Annotated in this window: 10 protein-coding genes; all 10 read left to right on the forward strand. The window is 30.0% G+C overall.

What is annotated here, in order from left to right; genetic code table 11:
* Positions 1 to 66 precede the first annotated feature (66 nt).
* The 10 genes from K0040_RS00005 (at position 67) to K0040_RS00050 (ending at position 11,056) form a co-directional block, all read left to right on the forward strand.
* Entirely contained in the window at positions 67 to 1,743 is a 1,677-nt protein-coding gene (locus K0040_RS00005; protein WP_228106936.1) for a VapE domain-containing protein, read from the forward strand.
* 356 nt (positions 1,744 to 2,099) lie between these two features.
* Positions 2,100 to 3,641, forward strand: coding sequence for a murein biosynthesis integral membrane protein MurJ (gene murJ / locus K0040_RS00010; protein WP_228106937.1), 1,542 nt, complete (start codon positions 2,100 to 2,102; stop codon positions 3,639 to 3,641).
* A gap of 196 nt (positions 3,642 to 3,837) precedes the next feature.
* Positions 3,838 to 4,110, forward strand: a complete 273-nt coding sequence (locus K0040_RS00015) for a PqqD family protein (RefSeq protein WP_228106938.1) — start codon at positions 3,838 to 3,840, stop codon at positions 4,108 to 4,110.
* A gap of 125 nt (positions 4,111 to 4,235) precedes the next feature.
* On the forward strand, positions 4,236 to 4,613 hold the full coding sequence (locus tag K0040_RS00020) for a hypothetical protein (protein ID WP_228106939.1): 378 nt from the start codon (positions 4,236 to 4,238) through the stop codon (positions 4,611 to 4,613).
* Positions 4,614 to 4,677: 64 nt separating this feature from the next.
* Entirely contained in the window at positions 4,678 to 5,538 is an 861-nt protein-coding gene (locus K0040_RS00025; protein ID WP_228106940.1) for a hypothetical protein, read from the forward strand.
* Positions 5,526 to 6,623, forward strand: coding sequence for a radical SAM protein (locus K0040_RS00030; protein ID WP_228106941.1), 1,098 nt, complete (start codon positions 5,526 to 5,528; stop codon positions 6,621 to 6,623). The genes K0040_RS00025 and K0040_RS00030 overlap by 13 nt, the downstream gene beginning before the upstream one ends.
* A gap of 43 nt (positions 6,624 to 6,666) precedes the next feature.
* Positions 6,667 to 8,421, forward strand: a complete 1,755-nt coding sequence (locus K0040_RS00035) for an ABC transporter ATP-binding protein (protein ID WP_228106942.1) — start codon at positions 6,667 to 6,669, stop codon at positions 8,419 to 8,421.
* Positions 8,422 to 8,512: 91 nt separating this feature from the next.
* Positions 8,513 to 9,745: a nucleotidyltransferase domain-containing protein gene (locus K0040_RS00040; RefSeq protein ID WP_228106943.1), complete on the forward strand. Its 1,233-nt coding sequence runs from the start codon at positions 8,513 to 8,515 to the stop codon at positions 9,743 to 9,745.
* 255 nt (positions 9,746 to 10,000) lie between these two features.
* Positions 10,001 to 10,669 (forward strand): hypothetical protein, encoded by a 669-nt coding sequence (locus K0040_RS00045; RefSeq protein WP_228106944.1) that lies wholly within the window; start codon positions 10,001 to 10,003, stop codon positions 10,667 to 10,669.
* Positions 10,670 to 10,723: 54 nt separating this feature from the next.
* Positions 10,724 to 11,056 (forward strand): V-type ATPase subunit a family protein, encoded by a 333-nt coding sequence (locus K0040_RS00050; protein WP_228106945.1) that lies wholly within the window; start codon positions 10,724 to 10,726, stop codon positions 11,054 to 11,056.
* Positions 11,057 to 11,185 lie beyond the last annotated feature (129 nt).

Consider the following 11,185-nt stretch of genomic DNA (forward strand, 5'->3'; position numbering starts at 1 on the left):
TATATTAATTTGTCCTATTAAATTTAAAATCATGGCTATCCCTCCCGGGATAAGGATAGCAGAAATTTGTATAATTTTGTACATTTTTATATTCCATTTTATGTACATCTATATAGTATCATTTACAACGAATTAGTAACTGTAATAAATTATTATTATCCTAACCAACTAAAAAACAAAAAAATGGTATGCCCCTTTCATAATGACAAAAATCCTAGTTTATATGTAAAAGAGAATAGTTCTGGTGGCAGTTTTTATAAGTGTTTTGGTTGTGGTGAAAGTGGAGATATTATTACTTTTATTAGGAAAACTGAAAATCTTAATTTTATACCTGCACTGAAGAAGGCTTACGAGATTTTGGGAAAGAATTTGCAGCTACCTACAAACACAAGATCATCAAAGTATAATAAACAAGAAAATAAAAATAATGATAGATTTTATAGAGCAAAAAACATAACCAACAATAAAGAGGCAACTATTAATTACTATAATTATAAAATCAAAGAAGCAAGATCAAAAGGACTTGATTATTTGGCGGCAGATTATGAAAATATGAAGTTTAAAGAAGAAAGTACAAATTACGAAATAGATTTTCCCTTTATGGACAAGGAGAACAATTTGCTAAAAGTATGGGAAAACTTAGCATGCTTACTTTCAGCAAACAAAATAGAAGTTTACTACAATGAAATTTCTAAAAATATAGAAGTTGATGGACTTTTTAGTAGCAACTTAAATGATTGTGTTATAGATATACATTCCCTTTGTTACAAATATGGATTTAAATTAACTTCAAAACAAATAGTAGAGTTTATTACAAAAATAGGAATGGACAATCACCAAAATCCAGTTAGAAAATATCTGGATGATTGTGAAAAAATATATGACAATAAAAATAATAATATTCAAAAGTTATGTGATTGTTTAATAACGAAGAAAAACTTTAACCAAAAGCTAAAAAGAATATTAATTATTAAGTGGTTAATTAATACAGCTAGGATTGTTTATAATAATGAAGGAAATATGAACGTTGAAGGTGTCCTAACCTTGCAAGGAGGCCAAGGACTGGGCAAAACTAGGTTTATTAAAAAAATAATTCCATTATATATAAAAACAGGATTAGATTTGGATCCCAGTGACAAGGATAAAATAAATCAGTGTATAAAATACTGGGTATGTGAGTTGGGTGAATTGGACTCCACCCTAAAAAAGGATTTGGCAAAATTAAAAGCTTTTTTAACAGAGCAAGAAGATGAATTTAGAAGGCCATATGCAGCCTTTCCATTAAAATACCCTAGGATGACCTCATTTTATGCAACAGTTAACCAAGGGGATTTTTTAAAGGATGAAACAGGAAATAGAAGGTATTGGGTTATACCAGTGGAGAAAATAGATTTTGAAAAGTTGGAAGAAATTGATGTAAATCAATTGTGGGGACAAGTGATGCATCTGCTTTGTAGTAACAAATATGCTCACTATTTAACCAGTGATGAGATGAAAATGTTAAATGAAAGTAATGATGAATTTACACCGATGAATCATGTGCAAGTCATGGTGGAAGATGGGTTTAATTGGAATAGTCCAAAAGATGATTGGAGTTGGACAAGCTCCAGTGAGATTGCCAGATATTTTAATTTGAAAAGTACAAAAGGATTGAAAAGTGTTATGGAGTTTTATGGTGCTACCTTTACCAAAAGAGGTGGAATAAGAGGTTATATATGTCCAAAATTAATAAGGATTTGCTAATTATATATTTGAAACATTAAAAGGACGCTAAAAATTAAGTTTTAGCGTCCTTTTAACGTCCTTTTATATGTTTTAGTGTACTTTTTTCTTATGTAAGAGTTCTTAGACTTATTAAATACTATTTTTTAGTATAAGAATTGGTCACTAAAATAAAAAGGACGGCAAGAAAAATCTCGCCGACCGCCCTATAATAAAGCAATACCAAGGAAAAGGCTCCTAGGACACTAAAAAATTATATGAAAAACTAGAATTATTAAAATTTATTAATATAAAGAAATAATGTTAGAATATCGTATTAAATTTTAACAAAAGATACTATAATGGTATGTGTGATAAAAATACAAAGGAGCAAAACAATGAGTAAATTGGCAAGAGCCACTTTTGGACTAATGGTGGCAACTATAATAGCAAAAATATTGGGATTTGGTAGAGAATTAGTTCTTGCTGCTGGGTATGGAGCAGGCATATATAGTGATGCCTATATAACAGCCATGAATATACCACAGGTTATTTTTGCAATAATCGGAAGTACTTTAGCAACGGTACTTATACCTATGTATATGGAAGTACATAAAGAAGAAGGAGAAGAAGGTTCTCTTAAATTTATAAATAATGTGTTTAACTTAGTTGTAATAGGATGTGTAGTTCTTTCTATTCTTGGGTTTGTGTTTACAGAGCAAATTGTAAACGTATTTGCCATGGGATACAAAGGAGAGGCATTGCAAGTGGCTATTAATTTTACTAGAATAACTATTCTTGGAATTGTATTTACTGGCCTTAGTTATGTGATGACTTCTTATTTACAAATAAAAAATGATTTTATTACGCCAGGACTTAGTAGTGTGCCAAAGAATGTAATTATTATTGTGGCAACCTTACTTAGTATAAAGTATGGTCCTTATATAATGATTTGGGGGACTTTGCTTGGAATGGTAAGTGAGTTTTTAATTCAAGTACCTTATGCAATTAAGGCTGGATATAGATATGTACCAATTATTAAGATAAAAGATAAATATATTAAAAAGATGGCTTGGCTTATTGCACCTGTGCTAATCGGTGTGGCAGTAAATCAGGTGAATACTTTGGTAGACAGAACTTTGGCATCTACATTGCCAGCAGGGACAGTTTCTGCACTAAATTATTCAAATAAACTGATATCCTTTGTTATAGCCATATTTATAACATCGATTTCATCTGTGATTTATCCTATTTTGTCACAGTTGTCTAAGGAAGATAACAAAGAGAGATTTATTTCATCTGTTATAAAAAGTATAAACTGTGTCATAATACTTGTTTTGCCAATTACTGTAGGAACTATGGTTCTATCACTTCCAATAGTAAGGATACTTTTTGAAAGAGGAGCTTTTGACCCAAGGGGAACTTCTTTAACAGCAGTGGCTTTGGCTATGTATTCTGTAGGAATGGTTGCCTATGGTCTAAGAGATGTTCTGGGCAAGATTTTTTACTCTTTGCAAGACACAAAGACACCAATGGTAAATGGTGTAATTGCCATGGGTATGAACATGGTTATGGATGTGGTGTTTATTCAGTTTTGGGGACTTGCGGGCCTTACTTTGGCCACTAGCTTGTCTTCACTGGCTTGTATTATGTTGTTGTTTAGAAGTTTGAGAAAGAAGATAGGATACTATGGACAAGATAAGATTGCAAAGGCTACAGTGAAAAGTCTTGTGGCATCTTTGATTATGGGTGCTGTGGCTTATTATTCTTATCATTATATGATAGGGTTTACTCATACTGGAGGAAAGACAGAGTTTATTGTGCTTATGATTGCTGTTACTTTGGCGACTGCTGTATATGGTGGTCTTGTTATATTGTTTAAGGTTGATGAGATTAGGATTGTTACGGATGTGGTGAAGAGAAGATTGAAGAGAGCTTAGAAATAAGCTCTTTTTTGTATTAGCCTGCCTACAAAAGTATTATTGAGGAATTAAAATTATAATTATTCATAAGACTAAAAACTTAATAATAATCGTTGACAAAAAATGGTAAAAAGTACACAATAAAAATATAGGATTATATATTATAAAAATAAGATTGCACAAAAAGAATAAGTAAAACATAGGAGCAAAAACAATGAAAATAAATGGGGATTTTATGATAAGAGAGATTGCAGGAGATACTATTCTTGTTGCAACAGGACAAGCTTCACAAAATTTTAATGGGATGATAACACTAAATGAAGTTGGAGCATTTATTTTAGAAAAAATTGAAGAATGTAAAGATGAAGATGAATTAGTTAGCAAGATTCTTGATGAATTTGAAGTAGATGAAAATATAGCTAGAGAAGATACTAGGGAGTTTATTGAACAGCTTTTAAAAATGGGGATAGTTTTGAATGCTGATTAAATTTTACTATATTGTAAATTAGAGTTGGTATTTTACAATATATAGAAATTAATTTTATATAGGGGTATGTATATAAATTTCTTTATGTTGTATTAAATATAATTAAAAATTATGGGGGGAATAGTGTGAGAAGAAAATATACAAAGCCAAGTATGAGCATAGATATGTTCGAAGCCAATGAGTATATAGCAGCTTGTTACAAAATATACTGTAATGTACCTAAAGGTTATGGTTTTAATGATTTAAATGGCGATGGTAAGTATAGAAAAAAAGATGATGGTTCAAAAATAGCTTCAGGAACAGGATGCAATAAAGTGCATGTAGGCGTACATTTAGATGCTGCACCTCATGAGAATGCTATGTGGCAACCAACTGACTTTTGGGGAGAGAACAAGGGGACGGCTTATGGTGTATTCCAATGGACTCAAGGGAATGGTAATAGCGGACACCATTTCTCAAAGGTTTCAGACACTCAGTGGGAAAGTAATCCAAATGCATCATAAAATAAAATAAATATACAGAAAAGGCAAAGGTGGGATGGTAATCCTACCTTTTTTTGAGGTAAGTATGAATATAAAATGTGGTAAATTAGCATTTAAAATATCCCATGATAAGAGATGGGATATACCTATAAATGCAAAAAAATTTGAAGATAATGATAGTGAAATAAATATATATTATAGAATTAAATTTGTAGATAGTATCAAATACAACAATGAGCCAATTGTATGTCAAAGAGAGCATATCCTAGTTACTAAAAATGACCATAATTTTGAATCTAGATATTTGATGATACCAGGTAACTTTTATCCTTATGCCTATTATAGGGAAGATAGTGACAAAAAAATAAGTATAGAAATCATAAAGGATTTTAAAAATAGCTTTACTATAGATACAATGTTTTGGTCTTTATTTGCCTTAGAAAAACATTTAATAAAAGAAGAATCAATTATTTTTCACTGCTCATACATGGTTTATAAAGGTTATGCAGTTTTATTTAGTGGGCCAAGTGGTATAGGCAAGTCAACACAATCAAGATTATGGGAGAAAAATAGAAATACTAGAATCATTAATGGAGATAGAGCTTTATTAGTAAAAGAAGATAAAAACTGGTATGTAAATGGCTGGCCTGTTTGTGGTTCTTCAGAAATTTGTACAAATGAAAAACATGAACTAGGTTCCATCGTATTTTTAGGAAAAAGCAATGAAAATTCAGTGGTTCGCCTTGAAAGAAAATATGCAATAAAAAAATTAATAAGTCAAATAACTATAAATTATTGGAATAAAGATTTTGTAAATAAGGCAATTTCTTTAGCCGAAAATATTGTTGATAATATAAAAATATATGAATTAACATGTACGCCAGATATAGAGGCAGTAAAAGTATTAGAAAAGTTTTTGGAGGAGAATGAAGAATGGATACATTAGAAGTAATTAATAATATTGAAGAAAAATTATGTTACAAAGCAACATTAGCTAATATTCCATTAAGTGGAGCTTTTGAATTATTACCTCTTTGTAATATGAACTGTAGTATGTGTTATATACGATTAACAAGTGAAGAAATGTATAAAATTGGATATCTTAGAACTGCTGATGAATGGTTATCAATTGCAAAAGAAATGAAAGATGCAGGTACACTTTTTATACTATTAACCGGAGGAGAACCCTTACTGTATAAAGAATTTGAAGAAATTTATAATGGTCTGAGAGAAATGGGAATGATTGTGACTATAAATACTAATGGGACTTTAATTAATGACGAGGTATGCAATATGTTAGCAAATAATAAGCCACGCAGAGTAAATGTAACTTTATATGGAGCAAGTAACGAGACTTATAAAAAATTATGTCATAACCCTAAAGGCTATGATGAAACAATTAGAGGAATAAACCTACTAAAACAAAAAAATATAGATATTAAGCTAAATGTGAGTTTAGTAAAAGAAAATATGAGTGATCTGCCTAAGATGTTGGAAATAGCTAATAATCTAGAAATTTCTATAAAGGTAGACACGTACATGTATCCAAAAACTAAAGGAATTAAAAATGATTTTAATAATGATGATAGAATAGATCCACAAAAAGTAGCAAATATAGATACTTTTATTAGATACAATACAGAAACTGAAGAGTCATTTATGAAAAATAGATGGGAGTATTTAAATAGATATGAGTATGGTAAAAACGCTAAACCTCCTAAATCCCTACCTTTGAGCTGTAGAGCAGGTAAAAGTTCTTTTTGGATAAATTGGCAAGGAAATATGACTCCTTGTGTATTTTTAGACAATATATATATGGATGTTTTTGAAAATGGATTTATAAAATCATGGAATTATATAGTTGAAGAAAGTAAAAAAATATTTTTATCTTCTGATTGTAAACATTGTGATAAGAGAGAAGTATGCCAAGTTTGTGCAGCAGCAGCTTATTGCGAGACGGGAAGTGTAAGTAAAAAACCAGAGTATTTATGTAAATTAACAGAAGAAATAATAAAGATCTTAAGTTGTTGAGGAGTAGAATTAAGTTAGTTGTTAGGGGGGAAGATTGATATCTATGGAGTCAATCAAGATAATAATTGGGAAAATTAAAGATGGAACTATTAGACAGATGTGGATAGAGTTTAAGTGGATGTTTAGTTATGCTAAAAAATATAAAAAAGAAATAGTTTTTTATATTTTCTTAGGAGTCTTTTCAACAGTAATGACCTTAGTAAGCAGTATTGCATCAAAAGAGCTAATAGATGTGGTCACAGGACACAATATAAAAGGAGCGCCACTGATAGCCATAATTATGATAGGTATGGCACTGTTTAGCTTGTTTTTTGACTCTATCATGTCTCGTATTACACTGAAAATAAATATAAGAATACAAAATGATATCCAGGCAGATATTTTTGATAAAATAATTGAAGTTAATTGGTTAGACCTTTCAAAATATCCAAGTGGAGATATATTAAATAGATTTAGTAATGATGTGGGCACCGTAGCACAAAGTGCTATTGGATGGGTTCCAGATTTAGTTGTAGGTGTATTTAACTTTGTAGCCACCCTTGCCGTAATTATGTACTACGACCCTACTATGATGGTGTTGACTGCTCTTAATGCTCCAGTAATGCTTTTGTCTTCTAAGGTATTAATGTCTAGAATGAGAGATTACACAAAAAACGTTAAAGAAATGAACAGTGAAGTTACGCATTTTCAAACAGAGACTTTTTCAAATGTAGATTCTATAAAGTCCTTCGATTTAACATCATTATTTTCTACAAGACTTAGAAATTTTCAATCTAGATATAAAGATGTAAATTTGGAATATAACTTATTTAGTATAAAAACCAATGTGGTATTGTCATTAATAGGAATGGTAATTGAATATTCCTTCTTTGGTTGGGCTGTATACAGATTATGGACAGGGTATATTACCTATGGAGAAATGACCTTGTTCTTAACTCAAGCAGGGCGGTTATCGTCTTCTTTCAGCTCTTTAGTATCAATAATTCCATCAACAGTAGGCTCTACCATATCTGCAGCTCGTCTTATGGAAATAATAAATTTACCAAAGGAAAATAGAAATATTGGAGATAGTGAGGAACTTAGAAACGTTAGCAATGATGGATTCTCTATAAAATTAAAAGATGTAGATTTTTCCTATGTAGAAGATCAGAAAGTTATTAATTCATCATATTTTGAAGCTCATAGAAATGAAATAGTAGCCATAGTAGGCCCTTCTGGAGAAGGAAAAACTACTTTAATTCGTATGTTTTTAGGACTGATTTTGCCAGATTCAGGTGAAGCAGTTATGATAGATAAGGATGGGAAAAAAGTAGAGTTAAATGCATCCACAAGGAAATTTTTCTCCTATGTGCCACAGGGAAATACCATATTCTCTGGAAGCATATCAGAAAACCTAAGAATGGTTAAAGAAGATGCAACTGATGAAGAAATAATAGAAGCTTTAAAAATAGCTTGTGCTTACGAATTTGTTGAAAAACTGCCTGAGGGTATAAATAGTACAGTAGGTCCTAGAGGGTTGGGCCTTTCAGAAGGACAAGCTCAGCGTATTTCCATAGCCAGGGCAGTTCTTAGAGATGCACCCATACTGTTGCTAGATGAAGCTACATCTGCCTTAGATATAACTACAGAAAGAAAAGTTCTAAAAAATATTATTCAACAAAAGCCTAATAAAACTTGTATAGTTACTACTCATAGACCTAGTGTTTTAAACCTGAGTCAAAGAGTTTATAGAGTTATGGATAAAACTATTACACAACTTTGTGAAGAGGAGTCTAGTGCAATGGCTATAGACTTTTAGTAAATAGTTTATTCTAGTAAAACGCTAAAACAAAAACTAACACGGGGTAAAGGGGTGCACAAAAATGTTACCCCCTTTAAAAAGGAGAAATATGAAGAAAATATACAAAGATTTTTTTAAATTATTAAGATCTAGTTTAGAAAAAGAAACAGTCGTTATAGAAGAAGATATAGATTGGTTAGAAATATTAAGATTATCATCTATACATAAAATTATTCCTCTTACATATGAGTCAGCTTGCAAAACTCAATCATTTCAAAATGAAAACATACAATTTGTGAAATACTTCAAAGCTGAATCCATGGAAATAATTTATAGTCAAGTAAAAAGAAGTTATAGATTTTTACAATTATATAGGGAGTTAAATCAAGCAAATATAAAAGCATTAGTATTTAAGGGAATTGTATTAAGAGAGCTATACCCTGTACCAGAGGAACGAATATCTGCAGATGAGGATTTACTAATTGAAAAAAAAGATCTGGAAAAAACTATAAAAATTTTGGAACTTAACAATATGGAGAGAGTTTTTTCTGATGAAGATGAAGCAGATGTTTATCATTATTTTTGTAATAAAAGTGGTCTTCACCTAGAGTTTCATACTACTTTATTTGGTGATAAATCAGACATAAATAAAAAAATGGAAGAAGTATTTAGTACTGTTTTTCAAGATGTAGATAAAATAAATATAAACAATGTAGATGTACACATATTTTCTATAGACAAACATTTTTTATACATAATATGTCATGCAATTAAGCATTTTGTCTCATGTGGTACGGGAATTAGACAGATTTGTGATATATCCATGTATATAAATAAATATTATGAAATTATAAATTGGGATTATATATGGTTTGAAATTAACAAAATGGGATATGACACCTTGTTAGTTAATTTACTTCAAATTGCTATAGATTACTTAGGGTTAGATGAAAACAAGGTAGTTTATGCAAAAAATAAAAATACTTATTATTTAAATGTAGATGATTTGATAGAAGACATAATGGAAGGTGGAATATACGGAACAAGCACCCAAGCAAGACTAAATGCAGCCAATATATCCCTTGATGCTCTAAACAAAGAATCAAAATCAAAAATAAAGTCCAATATAGCAGCAATCTTTCCAAAAGCAGAAAACTTAAAAGGAAGATACAAATATTTAGAAAAATATCCAGTATTACTACCAGTGGCATGGGGAAGTCGAATTCTAACTTATTCAAAAGAAAGAGGTAGTTTATCTAGCCTAGGGGCTACGGCGAAGGAGACTATAGAAGTAGGTAACAGAAGAATAGATTTGCTTAAAGAATACAAATTAATTGAATAATAGCCATTAAATAAATACGAAACAGAATCATTTTTAGAAAGAATGATTCTGCTTTTTTCATTATATGGCTTTTTATTACATGTACATATCGATATTTAATGGATAATGTTGGGAAAAAAAGAACGAAAATAATTGATTTCCGAATATTCTTACAATAAACTTATATATAAGCAATTTGATATGTATTATAATTTTGTAATACATTAAAAATTTTACCTTACGATAAATTTAAAGGATAAGAAGGAGGATTTTATTATGGCAATGTCAAAAGTTGTGACAGGGTTATTAGTAACAGTAATAGCGGGGGGAATAGTGATAGCAGTTGAAAAATTTGATGGACAAGCATCTTCGCAAGTAAAGTCAAATGTTCAATCAATGGAGCAAAAATACAAAGATAATGAAGATAAGTTAGTTGCAAAATACAATGAGCTATACAATGATGCAAAATCAAAAATAGCACAATTGGAAGAAAAGAAAGCAAATGTAGAAGCTCAAAAGGCAGAATTAGAAGCTAAGAAAGCAGAGTTAGAAGCAGAAATAGAAAGGTTAAAAAATACTACAATAGGACAACTAGAATCTCAAAATAAAGAATTAAAAAATAAAATAGCAAAATTACAGGCGGAATTAGCAGATGCTGAATCAGAAATAGAATGGTTAGATAATGAATTAGTAAAATACGATGAAATGCTAGAAGCTAAACATGAGCAATTAACAGAATTAAAAGGTGAATTATCAGAACTAAAAGGTCAATTAAATGATACTAATAAAAATTTGAGTGATACGGAAAAAGCATTAGAAGAAGCTAATGGAGAAGTAAAAAAAGCCAATGAAGCTGTAGGTGGATTAAAAGATTATACATCAGAAAGATTAGAGTCAATAGATAATGAAATGGTTGATGTGGATAGTTTACAAACTTTAGATTAAGAACCATTAAAAGTAAGACTTAGTATCAAATCTATAACTTAAGGGGGGAGCTTTATGATAAAGCAAAAAATTATAGCAAGTTTAGTAGGAGGCACCATATCTGTTGGCGCTATTTGTTATACTTATGAAACCTTTAGGTTTGATAATATAAGTCGCATTTATAATAATTTTGATGGTGTTATAAAAAAGTATGAACTTATGAAAGAAAATAGAGATGACATATTAAAAAAATACAATTGTTTGTATACTAACTCTACAAAACAAATAGAAGAACTTAAAAATGAATTGGATGAGAAAGAAAAATATATAAAAATACTTGAAGAAAAATCAAATGAACAAGAAGAAGATGTACAAGACAAACAAGACAAAAAAATCGAAAATAATTAAACAATAGATATATCAATAAAGAGAGTATGTAATTTTTATATGTTTTTTACATGTTAGGAATTATAGTTGAATTTACGTTCTTGATAAACTCTGGGATGAAGTTATATCAACTCATTTAGAAAGTGTAAA

The sequence above is a fragment of the Terrisporobacter petrolearius genome, assembly GCF_020748185.1.
Classification (GTDB): domain Bacteria; phylum Bacillota; class Clostridia; order Peptostreptococcales; family Peptostreptococcaceae; genus Terrisporobacter; species Terrisporobacter petrolearius.